The sequence below is a fragment of the Micromonospora craniellae genome (assembly GCF_014764405.1).
Lineage (GTDB): Bacteria > Actinomycetota > Actinomycetes > Mycobacteriales > Micromonosporaceae > Micromonospora > Micromonospora craniellae.
The window spans coordinates 3,129,124-3,155,558 of record NZ_CP061725.1; the positions used below are offsets into that span (position 1 = coordinate 3,129,124).

Consider the following 26,435-nt stretch of genomic DNA (forward strand, 5'->3'; position numbering starts at 1 on the left):
CGACCCGAGGTGTGGGACAGCGATCCGAATAGGGTCGCTTGAACACCGCACCAGGTCCGTCGCCCGATCCGGGTCTGGGCGAGGATGGGGGGCATGATGCGGGCACCAGGCGGGCTGTTGCTGGATTTCGGGGGCGTGCTGGCGGACGCACCGGGGAACGGATGGGCGGCACCGGACGTCGTCCGGCGGATGTCCGAGGTGATCGACGGTGCCCTGCCGGACGAGCGGATCGCGGCCGACCTGGCCGAGGGCGCGCGGGCGTACGGGCGGTGGCGGGACGAGACCGGCGTCTCGGCCGAACCGGTCGAGCTGACGCACGACCGGGTGTGGGGGGACTTCGTCACCCACACCTGGCCCGAACCGGCCCGCGCCGCCGTCGCGCGGCAGGCCACTCCGCTGGCGTACGCGTCGACGTGGCGCACCGAGTGGCAGGTGCGGCCCGGAATCCCCGAGGCGTTGGCGGCCGCCGCTGAGGCGGGAGTGCCGATGGCCGTGGTCAGCAACGCCCTCTGCGGTGCCGCCCACCGTGACTTCCTGGCCGCCGCCGGACTGTCCGGCCGGTTCGTCGCCGAGTTCTACAGCGACGAGACCGGGCTGCGGAAACCGAACCCGCGCTTCGCCGAGCTGGCCGCCGACGCCATCGGCGTACCGGTGCAGGAGTGTTGGTTCGTCGGCGACAGCCTGCACCGGGACGTGGCCTGCGCCCGGCGGGCCGGGATCGGGGCGGCGATCCTGATGCGCTCGCCGCGCACCGACCGTGAGCCCGACGCGCCCGAGCTGTCGCCGGACGCCTGGATCGAAGACGGTCACGGGCTGCTCGACCTGCTGCGGGGTAGCCGCGACGCGGGACTCTAGCGCGGGTCAGGGGCGCTTGGCCTCGGCGATAAAGGCGCACCAGGCGGATGGGCTGAAGGCGAGCGCTGGGCCGGTGACGTCCTTGCTGTCGCGCACGCCGACGACGCCGGGCAGATTGGCGGCGACTTCGACGCACTCACCGCTGCCGCTGCGGGTGGACTTGCGCCAGTCTGCGCCCGTCAGATCGTGGACCATGACTCCATCACTTCCTTCATCAGCAGCTCTGACGGTCCCTTAGGGAGGGCGACGCTGCGGACGCTCTCCCACCTCGTGAGCAGCGTAGCGATTTCCTCGTCCCTGTCGATGGTTGTGCCGCCGATGTGGTTCTCCAGGTGTCCTAGCCAATCACCATCGGCGCCCCGGGCCAGAGTGAGCGGGCTGATGAGCCCAACATGTACGCTCACCTCGGCCGGAATCAGATGCACCAGCACGCCCCCGCGCTTGACGCATTCGAGCAGGTGACCGATCTGCTGAGTCATGACGCCTCGGAAACCCTCGTCGGCCCGGTGCAGCGTGGTCTCCTCGATCACCGCGACGAGGATCGGCGGGTCCGGTCGGGTCAGGATCGCCTGACGATCCATCCGTACCGCCAACCGCCGTTCGATCTCTTCGTCGTTGAGCATGTCGTCGGACTGGATCACCGCGCGGGCGTAGTGCTCGGTCTGGAGCAGGCCGGGGATCAGCGTCGGGTGGTAGCAGCGCAACTGCCGCGCGTTGCGCTCGGCGTCCAGCTAGGGGCGTAGCCAGTTCGGCTGGCCGTGCAGTTCGGCGATGCGCAGCAGCCCCGACAGCAGGCCGTCGCTGTTCAGCACCTCGTCGGCCCGCTTGAGGAAGAGTCGGTCGAACGGGCGTTGCCCCAGCTCGATCGCGGAGATCTGCGAGCCGGAGAAGTGCACCAACTTGCCGAAATCCTCCTGGGTCAGGTCGGCGGACAGCCGCAGCCTGCGCAACTGGGCCCGGATCAGTTCGGCGGTCGGCTCGGATTCCACGCTGCCTCCACGAATTCTCGGCCGCTCGGATGGCTGCCCGGCCCGGCGTCACCATCGCCACGGCCGGTGTCGATGCCTTCCAACGGTAGTCGTCCGATCAGCACACTGTCACCCGGCGGTCCTGCTCCCATCCACCGGGGACGGCCCCACCCGGAGGCGGAGGTCGAGATGTCCCACCCGAAGTCGTACCCGGTGCCGCGTCGTGGCCCGGTGGCCGAGCGGCCCCGGCAGCACCCGATGTCCGGCCCGCAGCATCTGCCGCTGCGCCCGCTCTGGCTGTGTCGGGCCTGCGGCCACTCGTGGCCCTGCGCCGAGGCGCGGCTGCTGCTCCGTGTCGAGTACGACAACCGCTGGCTCGACCTGGCCGTCTACCTGTCCGGGCTGTACTTCGAGGCGACACATGACCTGTTCCGGCTCGACCCGGACGGCGGCCCGACACCGCCTGAGCTGTTCGCCCGGTTTGTGGCCTAAGGGCCGTACCGTCGATCGGCGGTTGACCCGACACGCGCCTGTACCGGCCGTTGCCGCCTGCCCGCCGCGTCGCCGGAGGGATGACGTCTGCCACGTTCGGCCAGCGCGGGGCAGACCGGTGAATGCGGCCGGTGCCAGACTCCCAGGTGTTAGGAGGGGACCCCTGCTATACCGCAGGCGTTAATAAGGTGCCCTTCCTTACACCGCAGCCTTACCCGCAGCTTCGAGGAGTGAGCAGTGCGCTGGCGCAGTTACGTCGCGGTCGGGGACAGCTTCACCGAGGGCCTGGACGACGCGTACCCGGACGGCACGTTCCGGGGCTGGGCCGATCTGGTGGCCACCCGGTTGGCCGCCGAGGCCGGCCCCGAGTTCCGGTACGCCAACCTGGCCATCCGCGGCCGACTCTTCCCGGGCGTGGTGGCCGAACAGGTGCCGGCCGCGCTGGCCATGAAGCCCGACCTGATCAGCTTCGCTGCCGGTGGCAACGACGTGCTGCGCCGCAACTTCGACCCGGACGCACTGGTCAGCCGCTTCGACAAGGTCGTCGGCGAGCTGCGCTCGGGCGGTGCCGACGTGGTGCTGTTCCGGTTCGCCGACGTGATGGCCCGACTGCCGGGGCAGCGGCTGATCGCACCCCGGGTCGAGTTGCTCAACCGCGCCGTCGGCGAGACCGCCGAGCGGCACGGCGCGATCCTGGTCGACCTGTACGCCGACGACACGTACCTCAATCCGCTGCTGTGGAGCACCGACCGGCTGCACCTGTCGCCGGTCGGCCACCGCCGGGTCGCCGCCCAGGTGCTCGGTGCACTGGGCGTCGGCTGCGACGAGGAGTGGCTGCTCGTACCGCCGAGGCCGACGCCGAGCCCGTGGCTGGCCGCCCGTACCGCCGACCTGCGCTGGGCCGGCCAACACCTGGCCCCCTGGCTAAAGCGCCGCCTCACCGGCCGCTCCTCCGGCGACACCTGCACCGCCAAACGCCCCACCCTCAGCCCCCTCCCCGACTGATCCCCACCCTGCCCAGCCCCATCCCGCTCAGCCCCGTCGATCATGGAGTTGTGGTCGACAGTATGGGCGGATAAGTGGCTTTGGCCGCACCACAATTCCATGATCGACGGGCAAAGGCCGACTGGGTGCTCCAGGCGGTGCTGCCGCTCGCTGCATGTTTGTTAGCAGGGGTCCCCTGCTATGCCGGAGGCGTTAGCAGGGGACCCCTCCTTGCACACAACCCCGCGCGGACGCGGCTGCTCGGCGTACCTTGGGGCTCATGTCTGTGCCCAGTGATCCCGATCCCCGACTCCAGTCGTACGCGGACCCGCAACGGCTGGTGACCACCGAATGGCTGGCGGAGCGCCTCGGCGACGAGGGTCTCGTCGTGGTCGAGTCCGACGAGGACGTGCTGCTCTATGACACCGGCCACATCCCGGGCGCCGTGAAGGTCGACTGGCATCTGGAGCTGAACGACCAGGTGACCCGGGACTACCTGGATGCCGAGCGGTTCGCCGAGTTGTGTGCGGCCAAGGGCATCGGCCGCGACGACACGGTCGTCTTCTACGGCGACAACTTCAACTGGTGGGCCGCGTACGCCCTCTGGGTCTTCACGCTCTTCGGCCACCGGGACGTGCGGCTGCTCGACGGCGGCCGGCAGAAGTGGATCGCCGAGGGGCGGGAGCTGACCCGGGACAAGCCGGTCCGGCCGAGGGCGGAGTACCCGGTGCCGCAGCGGGACGACGCGCCGGTGCGCGCGTTCCGGGAGGACGTGTCGGCGCACGTCGACGCCGACCGGCCGCTGGTGGACGTGCGGTCGCCGGGTGAGTACACCGGCGAGATGCTGCACATGCCGGACTACCCGCAGGAGGGTGCGCTGCGCGGCGGGCACATCCCGGGTGCGGTGAGCAAGCCGTGGAAGTCCGCCGCCAACGACGACGGCACGTTCAAGTCGGCCGACGAGCTGCGGACGATCTACGCCGACCAGCTCGGGTTGAGCCCGGACGACGACGTGATCGCGTACTGCCGGATCGGTGAGCGGTCCAGCCACACCTGGTTCGTGCTGCGTCACCTGCTGGGCTACCCGCGCGTCCGCAACTACGACGGCTCGTGGACCGAGTGGGGCAATCTGGTCCGGGCTCCCGTCGTCAAGGGCCCCGACCCGAAGTGAGCCGTCGACCGGGATGATCAAGAAGTTTGGTGGCTCCCACCGTCCGATCCTGACCAGTACTTCTTGATCGACTTGGCGATCGGGGTGCCCGCCACCTTGGGATCAGCGGGGGGTCGGGTCGCGCAGGTAGCGCTGGATGGTGGGGGCCAGCCAGGCGGCCAGGGCGGGTGGGGAGAGGTCGACCATGGGAGGCAGGCGGAGGACGTACCGGGTCAGGGCCACGCCGAGTAGTTGGCTGGCGACCAGGCCGGCTCGGTGCGGGGCTTCCGTCGGGTCGGCGACCACCCGGGCCACGGCCGTGCCGAGCTGGGTGGCGAAGATGTCGCGTACCCGCTCGGCGCCGCTCGGGTTGGTGCTGGCCGTGCGTAGCAGCGCTGGCAGCGTGGTGTCTTCCTCCCAGCGGGTGAAGAAGAAGCTGACCAGTGTCTCACCGAGGCGGTCGGCCGGTGTGCCGCTCAGGTCCGGTAGCCGCAGGTCGAACTCGGCCGCCGCCGCGAACAGGCCCTCCTTGCTGCCGTAGTAGCGCATCACCATGGACGGGTCGATGCGCGCGTCGGCGGCGATGGCCCGGATCGTCGCCCGGTCGTAACCGTCGGCCGCGAAGCGCTCGCGGGCGGCCCGCAGGATGGCCGCGCGGGTCGCGTCCGCGTTGCGCGGCCGGCCGCCGCCGGGTGTCGGCTCGGTCTGCGGCACGCCTTCCGTCATGTGCACGACGGTATGCCAACACGTGTTGACTTCTCCGATCGGGGGCGCGTAGCGTTGCCAACAAGCGTTTGCCAACAGTTGTTGGCAAAGAGGAACGGGGGAGGCCGTCATGCTGCCCGGAACCACGGACGTCCTGATCGTCGGAGCCGGTCCGACCGGCCTGACCGCTGCGCTCACCCTGGCCCGCCGGGGGGTCGACGTCACCCTGGTCGAGCAGCGGGAGACGCCGGCGGTGACCTCACGGGCGGCGGTTGTGCACGCGTACACCCTGGAGGTGCTGGACCGGGTCGGCGCGGGTGCGCCGCTGGTCGAGCGGGGCCTGCGGTCGGCCCGGTTCAGTGTCCGCGACCGGGACCGGGTGCTGATCACCGTGCCGTTCGACCGGTTGCCCAGTCGACACCGGTACGCGTTGATGGTGTCCCAGTCGGTCACCGAGGAGGTGCTCACCGAGCGGCTGGCCGAGGCGGGCGGGCGGGTGCTGCGACCGTACCGGCTGACCGGGCTGCGCCAGGAGCCCGACGGCGCGGTGGCGCAGTTCGGTGACACGACCGTCCGGGCGCGCTGGGTCGTCGGCGCCGACGGCATCCGCAGCACCGTCCGTGAGCTGGCCGGTATCCCCTTCACCGGCCCGGACGGGTCGGCGGAGTCGTTCGTCCTGGCCGACGTACGTGTGGACAGCGCGCTGCCCCGCGACGGCGCGTCGATCTTCCTCGCCCGGGGTGGTCCGCTGGTCTGGGCCCCGCTGCCCGACGACCGGGTCCGGCTGGTCGCCACCGTGACCGACCCGCCCGCCGAGCCGGACCTGCCCTACCTGCAACGACTGCTCGACGAGCGGGGCCTGCGACGGGAACCGGACCAGGTCCGGGAAGTCCTCTGGTCCTCGCGGTTCCGGCTGCACCGCCGCGTCGCGGAGACCTTCCGCGCGGGCCCGGTGCTGCTCGCCGGGGATGCCGGGCACGTGCACAGCCCGGCCGGCGGGCAGGGCATGAACCTCGGCATCTGCGATGCCGTCGACCTCGGCGAGACCCTGTCGGCGGTGCTGGCCGGGGGCCCCGACACCATCCTGGACGAGTACGCGGCGCGGCGTCGCCCCCTCGCCCACGAGGTGGCCGGTTTCGCCGACCGGCTGACCCGGCTCGCCACCGTGCCGTCCGCCGGGCGTCCCGCCCGGGACGCGTTGCTGCGCCTGGTCTCGGCGCTGCCACCGGTACGCCGACGGGTCGCCCTGCGGCTGTCCGGGCTCAGTCAACGGCCGTCCGATAGGGTGTCCCACCCGGCGACGTCTCGCTGAGAAACCGGGCAGGCAGATGTCGGTCGTGGCCGGTACGGTGAGCGCCGGCATCCGGGAGCGGGGAGCGGACAAGGCGTGGACCGTACCTTCCAGGTGGACCTGCGTGGCGTGGTCGACCTGCTCAGCCATCACCTCTATGGCAGCCCACGGGTCTATGTCCGGGAGCTGATGCAGAACGCGGTGGACGCGATCACCGCGCGTCGGAACGCCGAGCCGGACGCGCCGGCGCTGGTCCGGATCGAGCCGCCCGAGTTGACCGGCGACGGCACGCTGCGCGTGCACGACACCGGCATCGGGCTGACCGAGGCGCAGGTACACGAGTTGCTGGCCACCATCGGTCGTAGCTCCAAAAGGGATGTACTGGGCTTCTCCCGCCACGAGTTCCTCGGCCAGTTCGGCATCGGGCTGCTCTCCTGCTTCCTCGTCGCCGACGAGATCCGGGTGGTCACCCGCAACGGCGACCACCCCACCGTGCACTGGACCGGCTACGCCGACGGCCGCTACGCGGTGCGCCTGGCCCCGCCGCAGGAGGCACGCGCCGAGGTCGGCACCACGGTCACCCTGGTGCCGCGCCACGACGCCGACCAGTGGTACGCCACCGCCACCGTCACCGAGCTGGCCCGCCTCTACGGCAGCCTGCTGCCGGTGACCGTCCGGGTCGGCAGCGTGGTGACCACCGCCGGGGAACCGCCCTGGCCGACCAGCCCCGGCGCGCCCGTGGACCGCGCCGCCCTGATCGGGTACGCCCGCGAGACGCTCGGCGTCGACCCGTTCGACGTGGTGCCGCTGCGGGTGCCGGAGGCCGGGCTGACCGGGGTGGCGTTCATCCTGCCCACCGCCGTGAACCCGGCCGCCCGCGCCGGCCACCGGGTCTACCTCAAGCGGATGCTGCTCACCGAGCACGCCGACGGCCTCCTGCCGGACTGGGCCTTCTTCGCGCACTGCGTGGTCGACACCAGCGAGCTGCGGCCCACCGCCAGCCGCGAGGCGCTGTACGAGGACTCCCTGCTCACCAGCACCCGCGAGTCGCTCGGCGCACAGATCCGTGGCTGGCTGGTCCGGCTCGCCAAGCACCAGCCGGGCCGGCTGGCCGAGTTCCTCCAGGTGCACCACCTGGGCGTCAAGGCGCTCGCCCTGCACGACGACGAGATGCTCAACCTGGTCGACCAGTGGTGGCCGATGGACACCAACGTCGGCACGCTCACCCTCGCCGAGTTCCGGCAGCGTTACGGACTGGTCCGGTACGCCGCCAGCCTGGACGAGTTCCGCCAGCTCGCGGCCGTCGCCGCCGCGCAGGACCTGGCCGTGGTCAACGGCGGCTACACGTACGACAGCGAGCTGATCGAGCGGCTGCCGACGGTGGACCGTACGGTGCTCATCGAACGGCTCGAACCGAGCGACCTGACCACCCGCTTCCACGCCCTCGAACCGCACGTCGAGTTGGCGCTGCGACCGTTTCTCACCGCCGCCGGCCGGGCCCTGGAACGGCTCGGCTGCGAGGTGCTGATCCGGGCCTACGATCCGGCCTCGCTACCGGCGCTCTACCTTCTCAGTCGCTCGGCCGCGTTCACCGACCAGCTCACCGCCAGCCGGGACAAGGCCGACGAGCTGTGGGGCGGCGTACTCGACGCGCTGGCCGCCTCCGCCCCCGCGGACCGCCCGCAACTCGTGCTCAACCATCGCAACCCGCTGGTGCGTCGGATCACCGCGCTCGGTGACCCGGAGCTGGTCGGGCTCGCCGTCGAGGCGCTCTATGGCCAGGCGCTGCTGCTCGGGCACCACCCCATCCGGGCGGCGGACGCCGCCCTGCTGAACAGTTCCTTCCTCGGCCTGCTGGGTCGGGCCGTCCCTGGACAGGAGTGAGCGTCGTGGCCGACGAGGACCTGTGGCGGATGCTGCGCCAGACCGGCGAGATGCCGTACGGCATCGGTCAGATCGCCGCGCTTGAGCAGTTGCTGCGCCGGGCGGACGCCGGTGACGATCGACACCTCGCCTTCGCAGTCCGCATCCAGGGCATCACCACGTACATCTACGGCGGCGAGCCGGCCAAGTCGTTCGTCGTCTTCGCCTGGTGCCTGGCCGAGTTCGACAAGGACCCGCAGCCCTACCACCAGCGGTACGCCCAGCACCTGCTCTGGCACTTCAAGCACATGGTCAACGGGATGCTGACCTTCCCCGAGGTGCCGTTGGACCGCACCCACGCGGTGCTCGACGACATGGAACGGCGCTACCGCGAGGGCGGGCACAGCCTCCAGGCCGTGTACAAGTACCGCTACCGGGTGGCCGACCACCTGGGCGACCGCGAACAGGCCGGGGAGTGGTACCGCCGGTGGCTCACCACGCCCCGCGACCAGCTCTCCGACTGCGCCGGCTGTGACCCGACCACCCAGGTCAACCACCTGAGCCGGACCGGCCGCCACGACGAGGCGGTGGCGCTGGCCGAGCCGGTGCTGAGTGGGCGGCTGAGCTGCACCGAGCAGCCGCAGGGGATCCTCACCGCGCTGCTGCCGGCGTATCTGCACAGCGGTCGGCGGGACGAGGCGCGCAACGCGCACCGGGAGGCGTACCGCCGGCACCGGGGCAGCATCGCCGACCTGTGGGACGTCAGCGAACACATCGAGTTCTGCACGTTGACCGGCAACGAGGCACGGGCGCTGGAGATCGTCGAGCGGCACCTGGACTGGCTGGACCGGGCCCCCTCGCCGGGTGCCGCGATGCACTTCGCCACGTCGGCCGCCGCCGCGCTGCGCCAGGTGGACGACCAGACGCTGACCGTGCACCGCCGCGCCTTCGGGGAGCGGCCGGCCGCCGAGGTGACGCTGGGTACGCTCGTCGCCGAGCTGACCGAGACGGCGACCGCGATCGCCGCCCGGTTCGACGCCCGCAACGGCAACAGCCACCAGTCCGAGGGAATCGCCCGGCGACTGGCCGTGACGCCGGTCGGCGACCACCTGCCCCTCTCGGCGAGCCTGCGGCGTCGCCTGGTGCCGGCCACCCGCCCGGCCCCCGCTGACGGGTCGGAGTCCGAGGCCGTTCCGGCGCGCGAGGTCACGGTGCCCGGACCACGCCGGCCGGCTGAGTTCGTCGTACCGGCCGAGGCGAGCACGGAGGAACTGCTGGAACTGGCCGAGCAGCGGTGGGCCGCCCACGATCGGGCGGGAATGCGTACGGCGCTGGCCGCCTTCGACGAGCGGTACGGTGCGGTGGAGCTGTCGCCCCGCCAGCGTGCCCGCCGGCTGGAGCTGCGTGCCACCGAGCTGATCGACGCCAACGACGTCGCCGGGGCGGTGACGGCCAACCGGGTGGCGATGGCGGCGTACGAGGAGTTGCCCGACCCGGCCCGCGTCCAGGTCATCGCCAGCCGACTCGGGGTGCTGCTCGATGAGGTCGACGAGCCCAACGAGGAGGGGTTCGCGCTGGTCCGCGCCGCTGCGGAATTCCTCGACGTGCACGGTGACGACCGGCAGCGGTCCGCCGCCTACGACCGGCTGGCGGTGGCGCTGACGACCCGGGAACGCTGGACGGAGGCGCTGGCGGCGTCCGATCGGGCCGCCGCTGCCACCACGGACCGATTCCTGACCGCCCGGATCGCGTTGCATCGGGTGCACATCCTCGAACACCTGGACGACCATGAGGATTTCCTGTCCGATGTGGAGCGGGCCCGCCAGCTCGCCCGCGAAGCGGGGGCGGACGATCTGATCGTCGCCACCGCTTTGGTGTACGCGGGTGCCGTCGAGGATCCGGCCGAAGCGGTCGGCGCCTGCGACGAGGCGTTCTCCCACGCCACCGAACCGTCGCTCCTGGCGGTTCGTGTCGCTCGCGCCCGCGCGCTGGTGACAGCCCGACGGGCCGAAGAGGCGGTGGAGGACTACGCCGAGGCGGTGGCGCTCTGCGTCGAGCGGGGCGAGGCCGGAGACGCCTACCTGCGCTGGGAGTTGGCCAACGCGTACCGGATGGCCGGGCGGCTCGGCGAGGCCGCCGAGGTGGCCGAGGAGGCGGTGACCGGTCTGGACCGGCTCGGTCACCAGGCGGACGCCGACGCGGCCCGACACCTGCTGGCCGGCATCTACCAGGGGCTCGGCGAGATCGATCCGGCGCTCGCCCTGCTGGACCGGCTCGCCGAGAACCTCGACGGTCCGGACAATCTCCCGCACCGGGCGCAGGTGCTCGAAGACGCCGGGGACATCCTCTACCAGGCCGACCGGGACGCGGCGGCCGCGCAGAAGTTCGCGGCGGCCGCCTCGGCGTACCAACTCGCCGGTCGGCACCTGGACGAACTGCGGGCGCGTCGTCGGGAGGCGTCCGCGCACCACTACGCAGGCGAGACGGCCAGTGCGCTGCGCGCGGTCGAGGTGACCGACCGGCTTGCCGGTGAGTTGACCGCCACTGCCGCCGACGAGCCGCCGGTGATCTACGAGGTGTCGCTGGCGGCCGAGAATGCGGCGCGGGTGCTGGCCGGAGACGATCGGGAGGACGAGGCGCTGGACCGGCTGGCCGGGGTGGCGCACCGGCTGCGGTCCGTGGAGGCGTTCGGCGAGGCGGCGCAGGTGGAGATCCTCACCGGCGAGCTGCTGCTGCGGCGGGGACGCCCGGCCGAGGCGGAGCCGGTGCTGCGCGAGGTCCTGGGCGGTCTGCCGGCCCGGTCGAGGCCGTCGGCCCAGACCGCCTGGCTGCTCGCCCGGGCTCTGGACGAGCTGGGTCGTTCGGCGGAGGCGACCGACCTGCGGCAGCAGCACGGCCTGGACCACGACCACTGACGAACTGCGGAAACGGGGGCCGTTCCCGGTAATCGGACTGGCGGGTAACCGAGGGTCCACGTCCCTTCCCCCGTGGGTCTACGCTGGCCCGGTGACGGTGGAGCAGCAGGCCCGGGGCGGGAGCAGCGGGGCCACGGGGGCGGGGCGGCGCCGGTCCCGCAAGGACGAGATTCTGGAGATCGCGGTGGGGCTGTTCGCCTCCCGCGGCTACCACGGCGTATCGATGGACGACATCGGCGCGGCCGCCGGGGTGACCGGCCCGGCGCTCTACCACCACTTCGCCGGCAAGGAGGCGATGCTGGTCGCCGCGCTGGTGCCGGTGAGCGAGGGTCTGCTGGAGGGCGGCCGGCAGCGGTCCGCCGCGCACCCCGGCGACCCTCGGGCGGTCCTGGAGTCGCTGATCGACTTCCACGTCGACTTCGCGTTGGCCAACCCGGCTGTCATCGCGTTGCACCTGCACGAGCTGGACCGGTTGCCCGAGGAGCCTCGGCGGCGTATCCGGCGACTCCAGCGCCTCTATGTCGAGGAGTGGGTCACCGTGCTGATCGCGCTGCACCCGGGCCTGCCGGCAGGCGAGGCGCGGGTTCTCGCGCACGCCGCCTTCGGCCTGATGAACTCCACCCCGTTCCTCGGTGGTGAGGTCGACCGTCGCCGCCGGGCCGAGTTGCTGCGCGCCGCCACCCTGGCCGCCCTGCTCGCTCCGACCGACCCGGCCTGAACCGCACCCTCGCGCACCCCGCGTCCTTCTCCGGCCTGGATGTTAGGAAGGGTCCCCTGCTATACCGCAGGCGTTAGCAGGGGACCCTTCCTTACATCCAGGGCGGCGTGGTTGGCTTGCCCGCGTCCCACAAGATGGAACGCGGAGGAAGCATGATCGAGTCGTTGCTGGTCGCCAACCGGGGTGAGATAGCTCGCCGGATCATCCGTACCGCCAAGCGGCTCGGGGTACGCGCGATCGCGGTGCACTCGGAGGCCGACACCGACCTGCCGTTCGTCACCGAGGCCGACCAGGCGATCTGTGTCGGACCGGCCAACCCGGCGCAGAGCTACCGCAACGCCGAGGCCATCCTCGCCGCCGCCGAGTCGACCGGTGCGCAGGCGATCCACCCCGGCTACGGCTTCCTGTCGGAGAACGCCGACTTCGCCCGTACGGTCGAGGCGGCGGGTCTGATCTGGGTCGGACCCGGCGCGGACGCGATCAGCGCGATGGGTGACAAGATCAACGCGCGGAACCTGATGGCCGCCGCCGGTGTGCCGGTGGCGCCCGGCACCACCGAGCCGGCGGCGGACCTGCCGGCGGCGCGCGCCGCGGCGGCCGAGATCGGCTACCCGGTGATGGTGAAGGCCGCCGCAGGTGGCGGCGGCATGGGCATGGGCGTGGCCGCCGACGAGGCCGTGTTGGACACCGAGTACGACAAGGTGCGCGCGTTCGCCGAGCGGATGTTCGGCGACGGCTCGGTGCTGATCGAGCGCTACTTCCCCCGGGTACGTCACGTCGAGGTGCAGATCCTCGGGCTGGCCGACGGCCGGGTGGTGGCGTTGGGCGAGCGGGAGTGCTCGGTGCAACGCCGCAACCAGAAGCTCGTCGAGGAGTCGCCGTCACCGGCGGTCTCACCGGAGCTGCGTACGCGCCTGCTGGCAGCGGCGGTACGGGCCGGCGAGGCGGTGAAGTACCGCAACGCGGGCACGGTGGAGTGCCTTCTCGATCCTGCTTCGGGGGAGTTCTTCTTCCTGGAGATGAATACCCGGCTTCAGGTGGAGCACCCGGTCACCGAGCTGGTCTACGGCCTCGACCTGGTCGAGGAGCAGCTCAGGGTGGCCGCCGGTGTGGCGCCGACCTTCGACCCGGACGCGTCGACGCCGCGCGGGCACGCCATCGAGCTGCGGATCAACGCCGAGGACCCGAAGCGTTTCCTGCCCGGCCCCGGAGTGGTCAAGACCTGGGTGGAGCCGACCGGTGCCGGAGTACGCGTCGACTCCGGCTACGTCGCCGGCAACACCGTGACCCCGTTCTACGACAGCCTGATGGCCAAGCTCGTGGTCGACGCGCCCACCCGCGCCGAGGCGATCGACCGCGCCCGGGCCGCGGTGGCCGGTTTCGAGCTGGCCGGGCCGAAGAACAACCTGCCGTTCTTCGCCGAGTTGCTGGAGAACCCGGAGTTCGTCTCCGGCGACTACGACACCGGCATCGTCTCCCGGATGCGCTGACCCCGCCGGTCCCGAGGTGCCCCGCCGGACGCCGGGGGCGGGTACCTCGGGACCGTTGCGGTCACCGCCCGACGTGACACACTTGGACGGTCAGCGACAGGAGCGTGTCACAGTGAGGTGATGCCGTGATGGCGGAGCTGCCGAAGTCCGTGTCCATCCGCGAGGTCGGACCGCGCGACGGACTCCAGAACGAGGATCCGATCCCGACCGAGGCCAAGGTGCGGCTGCTCGACGCGCTCTCCCGCACCGGCGTGCGGCGGATCGAGGCGGTGTCGTTCGTGCACCCCCGGGCGATCCCGCAGATGGCCGACGCCGACGAGGTGTGGCAGCGGGCGGCGAAGGTCGACGGGGTCCGCTACTCGGCGCTGGTGCCCAACTCGAAGGGTGCGCAGCGCGCCCTGGCCGCCGGCTTCACCGAGATCGAGGTGGTCGTCTCGGCCAGCGACACGCACAACCGCCGCAACGTCAACCGGGGCACCGACGAGTCGTTGGACGACATCGCCGAGCTGATCGACCTGCTGCACCAGGCCGGAGCCACCGCAGAGGTGATCATCGCGACCAGCTTCGGCTGCCCCTACGAGGGGGACGTCGACCCGGCCCGCGTCGCCGCCATCGTCGACCGCGCGGTCCGCGACGGCGCCGACCGCGTCGCGTTCGGCGACACCACCGGCATGGGCACGCCCCGACGGGTCCGTGGCCTGATCACCGCCGTGCGCGACCGCGACGCGGACATCCCGGTGCTGCTGCACTTCCACAACACCCGGGGCACCGCGCTGGCCAACCTGCTGACCGCCCTGGAACTGGGCGTCACCGAGTTCGACGCCAGCGTGGGTGGTCTGGGCGGGTGCCCCTATGCGCCCGGTGCCAGCGGCAACCTGGCCACCGAGGAGGCCGTGCACATGCTGCACGACATGGGCATCGACACCGACATCGACCTGGACGCCCTGATCGAGGTGGCCGAGCTGGCCGAGGAACTGACCGGTCGACGCCTGCCCTCCGGCGTGCTGCGCGCCGGCCCGCGTACCCGGCTGACCGCATCCTCGGGCTGACCGGCTTCCGGTGGCTCCGCTTCCGGTGGCTGCCAGGTCGCCGGTGCCGCCCTCGATGCGCTAGCCTAACGATCGTTCAGGCTGGTTGCCTGCGCCGGAGTGCCGGCGTCGGGATGGCGGCGAGGGGGCGGCGTGACGCTCGACGGTGAGGCTCTGGAACAGCTACGCAAGCGGGTCCGGGCCGGTGGCGCGGAGAGGTACCACGCGGCGAACGCGGCCAAGGGCAAGTTGTTCGCCCGGGAACGGGTCGCACTGCTGGTGGACGAGGGATCGTTCGTCGAGGACGGGCTCTACGCGAACGCGCTCGCCGATGGCCTGCCGGCCGACGGCGTGGTCACCGGCACCGCCACCATCGACGGCCGCCAGGTCTGCCTGATGGCCAACGACTCGACGGTGAAGGCCGGCAGTTGGGGCGCGCGGACCGTCGAAAAGATCATCCGGACCATCGAGCGGGCGTACGACACCGGCGTGCCGATGGTCTATCTGGTCGACTCGGCCGGCGCCCGGATCACCGACCAGGTCGACCTGTTCCCGGGCCGACGCGGCGCAGGCAAGATCTTCTGGAACCAGGTACGCGCCTCCGGCTCGATCCCGCAGGTCTGCGCGCTGTTCGGGCCGAGCGCGGCCGGCGGTGCCTACATCCCGGCGTTCTGCGACGTGGTGGCGATGGTGGACGGCAACGCCAGCATGTACCTCGGCTCCGACCGGATGGTCGAGATGGTCACCGGCGAGAAGACCACGCTGGAGGCGATGGGCGGGGCCAAGGTGCACTGTGCCGAGTCCGGTGTGGGGCACTTCCTCTGCAAGTCCGAGGCCGAGGCGCTCGACGTGGTGAAGCGCTACCTGTCCTACCTGCCGGCGAACTGGACGCAGCGCCCACCGGCCGCCGAGGCGGTCGAGGCACCCGCGAAGGCGGACCTGGCCGCGCTGGTGCCGGCGAGCGAGCGCCAGGCGTTCGACATGCGGCGGTACGTCAAGGGACTGCTCGACGACGGCTCCTTCTTCGAGATCCAGGCGCTCTGGGCCAAGGAGCTGACCATCGGCTTCGGCCGGCTGAACGGCGAGGTCGTCGGCGTGGTCGGCAACAACTCGATGTTCAAGGGTGGCGTGCTCTTCGTCGACTCGGCCGACAAGGCGACCCGTTTCGTGCAGCTCTGCGACGCGTTCAACGTGCCGCTGCTGTTCCTGAGCGACGTACCCGGCTTCATGGTCGGCAGCGCGGTGGAGAAGCAGGGCATCATCCGGCACGGCGCGAAGATGATCACCGCGATCTCCGAGGCGACCGTACCCAAGATCTGCGTGGTGGTCCGCAAGGCGTACGGTGCCGGGCTCTACGCCATGGCCGGTCCGGGCTTCGAGCCGGACGCCACCATCGCCCTGCCCACCGCGAAGATCGCGGTGATGGGAGCCGAGGCCGCGGTGAACGCGGTCTACGCCAACAAGATCGCCGCGATCGAGGACGAGGCCGAGCGGGCCGCCTTCGTCGCCGCGAAGCGCGAGGAGTACGAGCGGGACATCGACATCGTGCGGCTGGCCAGCGAGCTGGTGGTCGACACGATCGTGGAACCGCATCAGCTCCGCGCCGAACTGGTCCGCCGGTTCACCGCCGCCCGGGGCAAGGAGCGGCACTTCTCCCGCCGTCGGCACGGCGTCACCCCCGTCTGAACCGTCGCACCGGCACCAGCCAGCACCGGCACCGCCCCGGCGTCACGAGCGCCCGGCGGGCACGTCCGCACAGGAGGAACCCGATGGACTTCCGGCTCACCGAGGAACACGAGGCGCTGCGCGAGAGCGTGCGGGAATTCGCCCGCGAGGTGGTCGCGCCGGTCATCGCCGAGCACTACGAGCAGCACACCTTCCCGTACGAGGTGGTCCGGCAGATGGGCAAGATGGGCCTGTTCGGCCTGCCCTTCTCCGAGGAGTACGGCGGCATGGGCGGCGACTACTTCGCGCTCTGCCTGGCCCTGGAGGAACTGGCCCGGGTCGACTCCAGCGTGGCGATCACCCTGGAGGCGGCGGTCTCCCTGGGCGCGATGCCGATCTACCGGTTCGGCACCGCCGAGCAGAAGGCGCAGTGGCTGCCGAAGCTGCTCAGCGGTGAGGCACTGGCCGGCTTCGGGCTCACCGAGCCCGGTTTCGGCTCGGACGCCGGTGGCACCGAGACCCGGGCGGTGCTGGACGAGACGGCCGGCGAGTGGGTGATCAACGGCTCGAAGGCGTTCATCACGAACTCCGGCACCGACATCACCGCGCTGGTCACCGTCACCGCCGTCACCGGCACCCGCCCGGACGGCGCGAAGGAGCTCTCCACCATCATCGTGCCGAGCGGTACGCCGGGCTTCACCGTCGCGCCGGGCTACTCGAAGGTGGGTTGGAACGCCTCGGACACCCACGAGCTGACCTTCGACGACTGTCGGGTGCCGGCGGAGAACCTGCTCGGCGAGCGCGGCCGGGGCTTCGCCCAGTTCCTGCGCATCCTCGACGAGGGCCGGATCGCGATCGCCGCGCTGGCCGTCGGGCTCGCTCAGGGCTGCGTCGACGAGTCGGTGAAGTACGCCGCCGATCGGCACGCCTTCGGCCAGCCGATCGGCAACTACCAGGCGATCCAGTTCAAGATCGCCGACATGGAGCTGGGGGCGCACACCGCCCGCCTGGCGTACTACGACGCGGCGGCCCGGATGCTGGCCGGTGAGCCGTTCAAGCGGCAGGCCGCGATCGCCAAGCTGCACGCCAGCACCGTCGCGGTGGACAACGCCCGGGAGGCGACCCAGATCCACGGCGGCTACGGCTTCATGAACGAGTACCCGGTGGCCCGGTTCTGGCGGGACTCCAAGATCCTGGAGATCGGCGAGGGTACCTCCGAGGTGCAACGCATGATCATCGCTCGCGACCTGGGCATGTGAGCGCCGACGCACCTTTGGGGCGTGTCACCGTCTGACCGCTACGACCCGAAGGGGTACCCCACTGTGCGGGTGCCCCTCGGCGTGTCTGCGGCGTACCGTCGAGGTCGAGCGGTCCGCCGGTTATTGCGGCCAGCGGACCGCCACCCAGACCGCTACCTGGGAGCACCGATGCCGCCACGCGCACACACTCTCGTTGACCCACGATTCCCCGCCGAGTTGGCCCGGATGCGCCGTGAGCGTGGCCTGTCGCTGCGCGACGTGGCACGACTGGCGTACGTCGGGAAAAGCTACGTACACGACCTGGAGACAGGCCGGACGAAACCCTCTCGGGAACTCGCTGAGCACCTGGACGGTGCCCTGCGCGCTGGTGGGACACTTGCGGCTCTGGTTGTCGCCGTGCCGAAGGTGACCACTCTCGACGACGATGAGCGACTCGCGTACGTGGTCGCCGCGCCGTCCCGACTCGACGCCTCCACGGTGCGGATCCTGGGTGACGTGCTGGCCGCGCAGCGGCGTCTAGACGACGTGCTGTCGGCATCGGTCACCCTGCCCGGGGTGGTGGCGCAGTGGCGCACGGCGCACATGCTCGCCGAGCAGGCCGGCGGACCACACGCCGACCTGCTGCACGAGGTGGTGGCGGAGTGGACGCAGTTCGTCGGCTGGCTGCACGCCGAGGCCCGCAACGACGGTGAGGCGGTACGGGTGCTGACCGAGGCCGCCGACCAGGCCGACGCCGTCGACAGCGGACCTCTCGCGGCGCAGGTGGAGAATTTCCGTGGCTACCTGGAACGCCAGCGAGGTAACCCGCGCGGCATCGTCAGGCACTTCCTCGCCGCCTACCAGACCCCGGGTGCGACGGCCCTGCAACGAGTCGGGGACGCCGTGCAGGCAGCCCATGGGTACGCGTTGCTCGGCGACCGGGACGCCGCCGCGCGGCTGCTCGGTGAGGCGAGCGACCTCACTGAGGCGGCTGAGAACGAGCAGGCGCCGGTGTTGGCCTACTGGTTGACGCCGACCTTCAGCAGGATGGGTCTCGGGCTGGCCTATCTGGCTCTCGGCGACACCACGGCTGGCATCGACAACCTGCGGGCCGGGCTGGCCGGGTTGCCGCCGGACCAGCAGGATGCGCTCTGGGCACAGGAGTACCGGTCCGCGTTGGCGGTCGCCGCCGGCTGACGTGTCCGCGACCGGTTCCGGACGGGATGCCGGACACCTCCGCCCTGCCCTGGTGACGGACCGCAACCACATGATGCTCATGAGTGGTGGCGATCGCCGCTGGGAGGTGCGTGATGCGGGTGTGGCCGTTCAACCGTCGCCGCGAGGTGACGCCCATCGACCGGACGGGGGCGGCCACCCGCTTCCATAACCAGGCGGGGGCGTTCCGTTCCGTCCCGACCGGTGAGCCGGAAGCGCGGGCCGGGCACCGGTGGTACGCCGACACACAACTGCTGCCGTTCTACACACCGGCGCAGAATCGGCGGAGTGGCTGGTGACCGACGTACGCGAGTGGTCGGCGCCGCCGGTCGTGACGGTCGCGGCCATCACCGTGGAGGTGCATGGGCTGCGCTGCGCCGACTGCACCCCCGACGGCTGCCCCCGCATCGGATGGGCGTCGGTGGTGCTCGACGAACACCGGGCGGCGCGTCGGGCCTGGTTGGAGGCGCATGGTGTGGACACTCGCGCAGGTTCGTGACCGGCTGATCCTCGCCGCCCGCGTCATCATCACCGACCACCGGTCGCGGGACAGGAGCCGCGCATTGTGACCGTTGCCGGTGACCTCGATCAATGGCCGATCGTCCAGTGCTGTCGGCCGGTCGGTCGCTGTCGGCTTTCTTCGCGGTCGGGTCGGGTGGCCGACGATCCCGTGTCCAGTGTCGGGTGTGGCCCGTAGTGTCCGTGGCCATGCCTCCGGGTCATGATCGTCGGGTCGGGCCGGCCACGCACGCCGGTCTCCCGGAACTGTTGCGGTCGCACCGCCTGGCCGCCGGCCTCACCCAGGCCGAGCTGGCGGTACGCGCCGGTGTCGGCATCCGGACGGTTCGTGACCTGGAACGGGGACGATCCGTACGCCCGCAGCGCACCACCGTCGAACTGCTCGCCGGAGCGCTCGAACTGACCGGTGACGCCCGCGCCGCGTTCCTGACCGCCGCGCGGAGGACGGGCAACACGAGCGCGCCACCCGACCCGGGTCCGGCTCTGGGTCTGCCGCCTCCTCCGGACCTGATCGGCCGGGAGCCGGATCTGGCCGAGTTGACCGCGATGTTGACCGATCCGCGCGGCCCTCGGGTGATCAGCCTGGTGGGGCTGGCCGGGGTCGGCAAGACGGCACTGGCGTTGGCGGCGGTGCACGCCGTCGCACCGGCCTATCCGGGTGGTGTGGCCGGTGTGCTCATCGGTGCCGGGTCGGACGTCACCGACGTGCTGGCCGCCTCGGTGGCGGTCTTCGGTGCGGCTCGGCTCACGGAACTGGCCGCCCGGCTCGGCGACCGGCGGGCGGTGCTGCTGGTCGACGCGGCGGAACGGGCACCGGGCCCGGTGACGGCCACCCTGCAACGGCTCGTCGCTTCGGTGCCGTCGCTGCGGGTGCTGGTCACCGGCCGGCATCCGGTCGGGCTACCGGGGGAGCGGGTGCGCCCGGTGTCGCCGCTGGACGTACCGCCGCCGGGCGACACCGACCCCGGGACGCTGGCCACCTACCCGGCGGTCGCGTTGTTCACCGCGCGGCTGGCCCAGGTGCGCCCGGAGCCGCCGTCCGACGCCGAGCTGCCGGCGCTGGCCGCGCTGGTCCGCCGGCTGGGCGGACTGCCGCTGGCGATCGAGTTGATGGCGGCGCGCGGACGGCTGCTCGATCTCACCGAACTGCTGGACCGGTACGGCGACCGGGTGCTGGACCTGGACACCTCGGGCGCGGCGCGTGGTGGGTGGGAGGCGGGGCCGAGCCGGGGCGACGACGTGCGGGCGGCCGTCGCGGAGACACTCCGCGACGCGGTGGCCACCAGCTATCGGCTGCTCGCCGCCGAGGAACGGGCCGCGCTGCGCCGGTTGGCCGCGTTCGGCAACCGCTGGTCGGTCGAGATGGCCGAGGAGATGCTCGCCGGCACCGGGGCCACCTCCGATCCGGTGCCGCTGCTGAACCGCTTCCTCGATCTGGGGCTGCTGAGCGTACGCGGCACCGGGGCGTTCCGGTTCCGGCTGGTCGACGCCGTTCGTGACTACGCGGTCGAGCAGGCGTCCGGTGCCGGTGAGTCGACCGTGATCCGTCGCCGGCACGGCCGGGTGGTGACCCGGCTGGTGGAGCGGACCGTCCCGGCGCTCAGTGGTGCCGGTGCGACCGTCGCGGCACACCGGCTGGACGAGGTCACCGGCGACATCAGTTCGGCACTGGCCTACGCGGCGGTGGACGACCCGCTGACCGCACTGCGCCTGGCGGCGGCGCTGTCCCGATGGTGGCGGCTGCGAGGTCGGGACGTCCTGGGGCGGCAGTGGCTGCTGCGGCTGCTCGCCGATCCGCGTACCGCCGACGCCGATCCGGCGTTGCGGGCGTGGGCGTCGCTCGGCGTCGCGATGCTGGCCGGTGAGCACGGCGCGGCGGCTGAGGAGCTGCCGACGGCGCAGGCCGCCCTGGCGGCGTTCCGGCGTCTCGGTGACGTGCCGGGCGAGTTGGAGGCGCGGAACGTGCTGGGTGCGCTGCTGTCCGCGACGGGCCGGCCGGGGCAGGCCCGGGAGCAGGCGGAAGCGGTGCTGGCGGTGGCGACCGAGGCCGGTCTGGTCCGGCAGATGGCGATCGCGCAGCACCACCTGGCCTGGCACGAGATGCGGGTGGCCGACCTCGCTGCCGCCCGGCGGCGACTCGCCACTGTGGACCGTCTCGGTGGGCAGTGCGGGGAGCAGCGGCTCCGGGTGCTGGCCCGGGGCACGGTCGCGGAGGTGTTCCGCCTGGAGGGCCGGTACGCCGACGCGGTCGACGAGGCCCGGCGGGTCCTCGCGGCGCTGGCCGACGTGGGGGTGCCCCGGCACCGCCGTCGGGTGCTGGGCACGCTGGGACTGGCGCTCGCTCAGGACGGCCGCGCGACCGAGGCCGCCGAGGTGCTCGTCGAGCTACGGCCGTTGGACGGGACCGGTGCGCTGATCGAGGGGCACCTGGCCCGGCACCGGGGTGACCGGGAGGTCGCGGTGGAGTGGTTCGCCGCCGCGGCCGAGATGAACGGGGAGGACCAGGACCGGCGCCGGGTGGTGGAGGCGTTGGTCGGGCTCGCGGCGAGCACGGCGGACCCGGAGGTGCTCGATCGACTGGACCTCGCCTGCCGCGCGGGCGGCGTCCGGCTGCTGTCGCAGGAGCAGGAACTGCTGTACGCGTTGTCGGCCGGCCGTCGGGCGTCGACGGCGAGCGGGAACGGCACGGACGGTGCCGGGAAGCACGGCGGGCCGGGCACGTGGCCCGGCCGACCGGCGGCGGAAACAGGGGTGGCGCGGGCGAGGAAGCCCCCTGTTACCACCCCTCGCTCATCGCCCGCGCCGATTCCCCCCAATGCGCCCCCGCTGCAGCGAGATTAGCGAGCGACCACTGCGAGTTCTGTCTGCTTTGCGGCGCTATCGCCGGTTGCCCGCATGGTTCTGCCGGTCCTTCTGCCGGTGGGCGTCACGCTCGGGTGTGCAGACCGGCACCGAGGGTCGGGCGGGTGTGTTCGGCGGTCGCCGCGCCACTCAGCACCGGGTGGATTCGGCCGTTTTCGGGGCCGGCTCCTCGTCCGGGGCGGTGTCGCTGCTGCCGGCGGTCGCGCACGGGTGGACGGCGTCGCGTACCCGGCGCAGGCCGTCCAGCAGTGCGTGCAGCGCCGCCGGGTCGAGTTGGCCGGTGAACCAGTCCTCGATGAGTTGGAGATGGCCGGGCAGGCTCTCGTCGAGCCGGCGCAGGCCGGCGGGGGTAACCACGGCGTACGAACTGCGTCGGTCGGAGGGGCAGGCGCGCCGGGTGATCAGACCGTCGCGCTCCATCCGGTCCACGACCCGGGTGACGCCGCTGGTGGAGAGCGACGTCTGCGCGGCGAGGTCGGTCATCCGCAGCTGGTTGCCGGGCGAGCGGGTGAGCCGGGTCAGCACCTCGAACTCCACCGCTGACAGCCCGTGCTCGTCGAGTTGCGTGGCGAAGCGTGCGGAGAGTCCCGCATGCACCTCGAAGAGCAGGCCGACGGCGGTGATCCGAGGGTCGTCGAACACGTTCGGGTTCACCGGCCCATCCTATCAGTACTTGACACACGGAATATTGTTGTGACTATAGTTTCTGTCGCAGTCGTTGGGCTGCTAAACAATCTCTTCCGGAGGGCAGTCTCTCATGACCAGCAGCACCGAGCCGGTTACCCGCGAGTGGAACGGCCTCACCATCCCGGCGGCCGGCACCTACCTGCTGGACGCGGCGCACAAGCGCGTGGGCTTCGTCGCCCGGCACATGATGGTAAGCAAGGTTCGCGGTGAGTTCGCCGACGCCGCCGCCACCGTCACCATCGCCGAGGAGCCCCTGGAGTCCACGGTCAACGCCACCATCCAGGCCGCCAGCATCAACACCGCGCAGGCCGACCGGGACGCGCACCTGCGCAGCTCGGAGTTCCTCGACGCCGAGCAGTTCCCCACCCTGGAATACCGCAGCACCGGCGTGAAGTCGCACGAGGGCAACGAGTTCGTGCTCACCGGTGAGCTGACCATCAAGGGCGTGACGCGTCCGGTGGAGCTGACGGTCGAGTTCGAGGGCGTCGGGCGCAGCCCGTTCGGCCAGGACATCTTCGGCTTCTCGGCGAGCACGGAGATCGACCGGGAGGACTTCGGTCTGACCTGGAACGTCGCCCTGGAGTCCGGTGGCGTGCTGGTCGGCAAGAAGATCAAGATCGAGATCGAGGGCGAGGCCATCCGCCAGTCCTGATCCCCGTATACGTTGACGGGCCCGCGCACACCGCGCGGGCCCGTCAACGTTCCGGTGACGATCGCAATGCGGTTTGTCACAGGCTGTTCGCAGGAGCGCGGGTGGCGCGACGGACCCTTCCGGGTAGGAATGCCCACGGGAGCGGCTCACCCGCCCTGTCGATGGGTCCGACCCGCCCGCAAGGCGGGTGGACTGCGGCAACGGACCGATCTTCGGGCCATCCGGTTCGGCGCTTTCACCGAGTATGGTTCACACTGCGCTGCGGAACGGCACCGTTCCGTCGCGTCGCGCGCCGGGAGGAAACATGGGCAGGGACGTCGGCCGAGCCGCCTTCTCCCGTGAGGATCGGATGCGGTACCGCCAGAAGGTCCGCCGGTGTCTGGACGTCTTCGCGTTGATGCTGGACGACTTCGGATTCGACGCCGACCGGCCGATGACCGGACTGGAGATCGAGCTCAACCTCGTCGACCCGCTCGCCGAGCCGGCCATGCGCAACGAGGAGATCCTCGCCGCCATCGCCGATCCGCTGTTCCAAACCGAGTTGGGCCAGTTCAACCTGGAGTTGAACGCCAACCCGCGACTCATCTCCAACGGTGGGTTCGCCGACTACGAGCGGGACCTGCGCGGCAGCCTGGACCGGGCGGACGAGCGGGCGGCCCGCTCGGACACCCGGATCGTCCTGGTCGGCATCCTGCCTACGCTGACCGAGCGCCACCTGATCGCGGACAACCTCTCCACCAACGAGCGGTACCGAGTCCTCAACGACCAGATCGTCGGTGCCCGGGGCGAGGACATCGAGCTCGACATCCGGGGCGTCGAGCGCCTGCGTACGCACACCGACTCGATTGCGCCGGAGGCCGCCTGCACCAGTCTCCAGTTCCACCTCCAGGTCGCGCCGGACAGCTTCGCCGACTACTGGAACGCCTCACAGGCCATCGCCGGAGTGCAGGTGGCGGTGGGTGCCAACTCGCCCTTCCTGTACGGCCGCCAACTCTGGGCGGAAACCCGGATCGCCCTGTTCGAGCAGGCCACCGACACTCGGCCGGACGAGCTGAAGGCGCAGGGCGTACGGCCCCGGGTCTGGTTCGGCGAACGCTGGATCACGTCCATCTTCGACCTGTTCGAGGAGAACGTTCGCTACTTCCCGCCGCTGCTGCCAATCTGCGAGACCGAGGACCCGGTGGAGGTGCTGCACGCGGGCGGCGTACCGGAGCTTGCGGAATTGCGCCTGCACAACGGCACCGTCTACCGATGGAACCGGCCGGTGTACGACATCATGGACGGCCGCCCTCATCTGCGGGTGGAGAACCGGGTGCTGCCGGCCGGGCCGACCGTGGTGGACATGCTGGCCAACGCGGCCTTCTACTTCGGGCTGGCCCGTGGCCTGGCCGAGGCCGACCGGCCGATCTGGAGCCAGCTCACTTTCAGCTCCGCCGAGGAGAACTTCCACGCCGCTGCCCGCCGGGGCATGGACGCCGTGCTGCACTGGCCACGGCTCGGTGAGGTGCCGGTGACCACGCTGGTGCTGGACGTGCTGCTGCCGATCGCCGCCGCCGGGCTCGACGGGTTCGGGGTCTCCCCGGCGGAGCGGGACCGGCTGCTCGGCATCATCGAGCAGCGCTGCCGCACCGGACGCAACGGCGCGGTCTGGCAGACCGCGGCGGTGTGGGCCGCCGAACGGCAACACGGCCTGGACCGGGCCGCCGCCCTGCACCACATGCTTCAGCGCTACGCGGAGTTGCAGCGCACCAACGAGCCGGTGCACACCTGGCCGATCGACTGACCGTCAGCGGCTGCGGCGGTTCCGCCGGCTGCCGGTTTCCCCCGGCGAGGTGTCGGTGCCGGCCGAGCCGTCGTCCGTCGGTGACGTGGCGGAGGTGAGTGGCGTCGATGCGCCGCCGGGGGTCGGTGAACCGCCCGTGGGTGCCGGAGCGGCGGGCGTGCCGTCGTCACCGACAGCGCCACTCGGCCCGGCCGCGCCGGTGTCGCCCATGGCCGGTGCGGTGCCGGGGTCGTCGGCCGCCCCGCGCTGCCGGGGCAGCCGGGGCGTCTCCCCGCTGGGCGGCAACTCCTGCCTGCGCCGAGCCGCCCGCTGGGCGAGCGCCGCGACCAGGACTGACCCGCCGATTCCGACGATCACCGCGTACGGGGCGATGAGGTGGGCCGACACCTGCTCCGGGCTGATCGCGGTCAGCCTCGGCACGGCCAGGAAGTAGGCGACGGCCACCAGCAGAGGTCCGGCGGCGCCGGAGGCGGTGGCACCGACCCGCCGGTCCGCCGGGCGTACGCCGTGGCGGGCGGCCAGCACGCCGATCAACAGCGCCGAGCCGAGCGAGAGGACCGCACCGGGCCAGTAGAAGTAGTCGCGGATCCAGAACTGTGCGTTGTCCGAGCTGAGTTGCCAGATGCCGAGCTGGGCCGTGGTCAGTCCGCGACCCGCGAGCACCGAGTCGACCACGGCGACCACCGCGAGCAGCCAGAGCCAACCGGCGGTGGCGATGACGTTGGTCGCGGCGGCCCGGCATCGCAGGGCCCAGACCGCCACCAGCGCGCCGACGAGTACGCCGATCGCGGCGTACGCGGCGGCCATGTCCCGTGGGGACGGAGTGTCCGGCACCACCGCCATCCGCGCCGGCACGGCGACCAGCAGCACGGTGATCAGTGCACCCAGACCGGCGGCACCGGCGAGCGCGATCAGCCAGAGGCCACCGCCGTCACCGACCTCCCGGCGGGCATCGGTCGACATGGCGGCACCCGGCCGGGCGGTGCCGGACCGGGCGGTGTCGGTCTGTGAGGCGTTGGCGGCCGACGGGACGGGGTCGGCCGGCAGGGCGGGGTCGGTGGGCCTACCGGCGTCGGAGGGTGCGACGGTCGGACCGGCCGCCGGGGGCGGGTCGGTGCGGCGGTCGCGCAGTCGTTGCGCGCAGACCGCGCCGACGATCGTGGAGGTGGCGGCGATCCAGGTGGCCCAGATCAGGCTCGCTACCCAGGCTGCGGTGCCGGCGGTCGCCTGGGTCGGTGCCCAGTTGAGGATGCCCAGGCCGTACCCGAAGCCCAGTTGGGCGGCCCCGGCGCCGGCTGCCACGCCAGCCGCGGTGGCGATCGATCCTCCCCAGCCCTGTCTGGCCATGCCGGGCA

At 71.8% G+C, this 26,435-nt stretch carries 23 protein-coding genes and 1 pseudogene; 18 read left to right on the plus strand and 6 right to left on the minus strand.

Annotated elements, in window-relative coordinates; all coding sequences use genetic code 11:
- Positions 1-93 precede the first annotated feature (93 nt).
- On the plus strand, positions 94-855 hold the full coding sequence (locus ID554_RS13945) for an HAD family hydrolase (protein ID WP_396888522.1): 762 nt from the start codon (positions 94-96) through the stop codon (positions 853-855).
- A 6-nt stretch (positions 856-861) separates the two neighbouring features.
- On the opposite strand, the gene ID554_RS13950 is transcribed toward ID554_RS13945, so the two are convergent.
- The 3 genes from ID554_RS13950 to ID554_RS32770 are packed head-to-tail and all read right to left on the minus strand — an operon-like array spanning position 862 to position 1,844.
- Positions 862-1,050 (minus strand): DUF397 domain-containing protein, encoded by a 189-nt coding sequence (locus tag ID554_RS13950; protein WP_117227924.1) that lies wholly within the window; start codon positions 1,048-1,050, stop codon positions 862-864.
- Entirely contained in the window at positions 1,035-1,586 is a 552-nt protein-coding gene (locus ID554_RS13955) for a DUF5753 domain-containing protein (RefSeq protein WP_317985227.1), read from the minus strand. The genes ID554_RS13950 and ID554_RS13955 overlap by 16 nt, the downstream gene beginning before the upstream one ends.
- Positions 1,587-1,844 carry a helix-turn-helix domain-containing protein gene (locus tag ID554_RS32770; protein WP_317985223.1) on the minus strand — a complete coding sequence of 86 codons (258 nt, stop codon included), beginning with the start codon at positions 1,842-1,844 and terminating at the stop codon, positions 1,587-1,589.
- A gap of 168 nt (positions 1,845-2,012) precedes the next feature.
- Between ID554_RS32770 and ID554_RS13960 the strand changes: the two genes are divergently transcribed.
- The 3 genes from ID554_RS13960 to ID554_RS13970 all read left to right on the plus strand — a co-directional run bounded on the left by ID554_RS13960 (position 2,013) and on the right by ID554_RS13970 (position 4,470).
- Complete coding sequence (locus ID554_RS13960; protein WP_117227925.1) at positions 2,013-2,315, plus strand: hypothetical protein; 303 nt, start codon at positions 2,013-2,015, stop codon at positions 2,313-2,315.
- Positions 2,316-2,552: 237 nt separating this feature from the next.
- Positions 2,553-3,320 (plus strand): SGNH/GDSL hydrolase family protein, encoded by a 768-nt coding sequence (locus tag ID554_RS13965; RefSeq protein ID WP_117227926.1) that lies wholly within the window; start codon positions 2,553-2,555, stop codon positions 3,318-3,320.
- 259 nt (positions 3,321-3,579) lie between these two features.
- Positions 3,580-4,470, plus strand: coding sequence for a sulfurtransferase (locus ID554_RS13970; protein WP_117227927.1), 891 nt, complete (start codon positions 3,580-3,582; stop codon positions 4,468-4,470).
- A 102-nt stretch (positions 4,471-4,572) separates the two neighbouring features.
- Here ID554_RS13970 and ID554_RS13975 read toward each other — a convergent pair whose 3' ends face one another.
- On the minus strand, positions 4,573-5,175 hold the full coding sequence (locus ID554_RS13975; protein WP_117227928.1) for a TetR/AcrR family transcriptional regulator: 603 nt from the start codon (positions 5,173-5,175) through the stop codon (positions 4,573-4,575).
- 109 nt (positions 5,176-5,284) lie between these two features.
- On the opposite strand from ID554_RS13975, the gene ID554_RS13980 reads away from it, so the two are divergent.
- The 12 genes and pseudogenes from ID554_RS13980 to ID554_RS14035 all read left to right on the plus strand — a co-directional run.
- The gene (locus ID554_RS13980; protein ID WP_117227929.1) at positions 5,285-6,466 is read left to right on the plus strand and encodes an FAD-dependent oxidoreductase; all 1,182 of its coding nucleotides are present in this window, start codon (positions 5,285-5,287) and stop codon (positions 6,464-6,466) included.
- A gap of 75 nt (positions 6,467-6,541) precedes the next feature.
- Complete coding sequence (locus ID554_RS13985; protein ID WP_117227930.1) at positions 6,542-8,329, plus strand: HSP90 family protein; 1,788 nt, start codon at positions 6,542-6,544, stop codon at positions 8,327-8,329.
- Positions 8,330-8,334: 5 nt separating this feature from the next.
- A complete protein-coding gene (locus ID554_RS13990; protein ID WP_117228042.1) occupies positions 8,335-11,223 on the plus strand; it encodes a hypothetical protein in 2,889 nt (962 codons plus the stop codon).
- Between the two features lie 91 nt (positions 11,224-11,314).
- The gene (locus tag ID554_RS13995; RefSeq protein WP_117227931.1) at positions 11,315-11,941 is read left to right on the plus strand and encodes a TetR/AcrR family transcriptional regulator; all 627 of its coding nucleotides are present in this window, start codon (positions 11,315-11,317) and stop codon (positions 11,939-11,941) included.
- A gap of 152 nt (positions 11,942-12,093) precedes the next feature.
- On the plus strand, positions 12,094-13,431 hold the full coding sequence (locus ID554_RS14000; protein WP_117227932.1) for an acetyl-CoA carboxylase biotin carboxylase subunit: 1,338 nt from the start codon (positions 12,094-12,096) through the stop codon (positions 13,429-13,431).
- Positions 13,432-13,568: 137 nt separating this feature from the next.
- On the plus strand, positions 13,569-14,480 hold the full coding sequence (locus ID554_RS14005) for a hydroxymethylglutaryl-CoA lyase (protein WP_191088895.1): 912 nt from the start codon (positions 13,569-13,571) through the stop codon (positions 14,478-14,480).
- A gap of 132 nt (positions 14,481-14,612) precedes the next feature.
- The gene (locus ID554_RS14010) at positions 14,613-16,145 is read left to right on the plus strand and encodes an acyl-CoA carboxylase subunit beta (RefSeq protein ID WP_117227934.1); all 1,533 of its coding nucleotides are present in this window, start codon (positions 14,613-14,615) and stop codon (positions 16,143-16,145) included.
- 83 nt (positions 16,146-16,228) lie between these two features.
- Positions 16,229-17,383 (plus strand): acyl-CoA dehydrogenase family protein, encoded by a 1,155-nt coding sequence (locus ID554_RS14015; protein WP_117227935.1) that lies wholly within the window; start codon positions 16,229-16,231, stop codon positions 17,381-17,383.
- A gap of 168 nt (positions 17,384-17,551) precedes the next feature.
- A complete protein-coding gene (locus tag ID554_RS14020) occupies positions 17,552-18,559 on the plus strand; it encodes a helix-turn-helix domain-containing protein (RefSeq protein WP_117227936.1) in 1,008 nt (335 codons plus the stop codon).
- 113 nt (positions 18,560-18,672) lie between these two features.
- Complete coding sequence (locus ID554_RS14025) at positions 18,673-18,876, plus strand: hypothetical protein (protein WP_117227937.1); 204 nt, start codon at positions 18,673-18,675, stop codon at positions 18,874-18,876.
- A complete protein-coding gene (locus ID554_RS14030) occupies positions 18,873-19,076 on the plus strand; it encodes a hypothetical protein (RefSeq protein ID WP_117227938.1) in 204 nt (67 codons plus the stop codon). Before ID554_RS14025 ends, ID554_RS14030 begins: the two co-directional genes overlap by 4 nt.
- Before the next feature lie 209 nt (positions 19,077-19,285).
- Positions 19,286-21,745 (plus strand): annotated as a pseudogene (locus ID554_RS14035) (ATP-binding protein); the annotation flags it as partial.
- 342 nt (positions 21,746-22,087) lie between these two features.
- On the opposite strand, the gene ID554_RS14040 reads toward ID554_RS14035, so the two are convergent.
- The gene (locus ID554_RS14040; RefSeq protein ID WP_117227939.1) at positions 22,088-22,612 is read right to left on the minus strand and encodes a MarR family winged helix-turn-helix transcriptional regulator; all 525 of its coding nucleotides are present in this window, start codon (positions 22,610-22,612) and stop codon (positions 22,088-22,090) included.
- A gap of 103 nt (positions 22,613-22,715) precedes the next feature.
- Between ID554_RS14040 and ID554_RS14045 the strand changes: the two genes are divergently transcribed.
- Both ID554_RS14045 and ID554_RS14050 read left to right on the plus strand, forming a co-directional pair.
- Positions 22,716-23,297, plus strand: a complete 582-nt coding sequence (locus ID554_RS14045; RefSeq protein ID WP_117227940.1) for a YceI family protein — start codon at positions 22,716-22,718, stop codon at positions 23,295-23,297.
- A 304-nt stretch (positions 23,298-23,601) separates the two neighbouring features.
- Positions 23,602-25,080, plus strand: coding sequence for a glutamate--cysteine ligase family protein (locus ID554_RS14050; RefSeq protein ID WP_117227941.1), 1,479 nt, complete (start codon positions 23,602-23,604; stop codon positions 25,078-25,080).
- A 3-nt stretch (positions 25,081-25,083) separates the two neighbouring features.
- Here ID554_RS14050 and ID554_RS14055 read toward each other — a convergent pair whose 3' ends face one another.
- Positions 25,084-26,427, minus strand: coding sequence for a hypothetical protein (locus tag ID554_RS14055; RefSeq protein ID WP_117227942.1), 1,344 nt, complete (start codon positions 26,425-26,427; stop codon positions 25,084-25,086).
- Between the last annotated feature and the right edge of the window lie 8 nt (positions 26,428-26,435).